Source organism: Psychrobacter sp. TB55-MNA-CIBAN-0194 (assembly GCF_040309505.1).
In the GTDB taxonomy this organism is placed as follows: domain Bacteria; phylum Pseudomonadota; class Gammaproteobacteria; order Pseudomonadales; family Moraxellaceae; genus Psychrobacter; species Psychrobacter fozii.
The window spans coordinates 1-268 of record NZ_JBEOOW010000337.1 but is presented as its reverse complement, the minus strand read 5'-3'; the positions used below and the strand labels follow the sequence as shown (position 1 = coordinate 268).

1 protein-coding gene is annotated in these 268 nt (G+C 43.3%); it reads left to right on the top strand.

What is annotated here, in order from left to right; genetic code table 11:
- On the top strand, window positions 1-268 hold a 268-nt coding region (locus AAEY75_RS15360; protein WP_352260069.1), incomplete at both ends, for a hypothetical protein.

Sequence of the window (268 nt, the reverse complement as noted above, 5' to 3'; positions counted from 1 at the left end):
CGATAAAGTAAAACTTCGCGTAGATGGTATAGCAACGTTCCCTGGCGGTATGGAGCCGGTAACAATTAGCCAAGTAGAGTTTAGGCAAGACGTAATAGGCATGACCTTAGTAGCCGACCTGCCGCTAAGCGAGCTTAAGCCAATTGCTAATCAAATAGAGAGTGAGTTATTGCAGCTTTCTAATGTATCGTTAGTTGTTAACGATGTGCCACTTGATGAAATAGCCATTGAAATTGAACCCGATACGCTGCGCCAATATAACTTAACC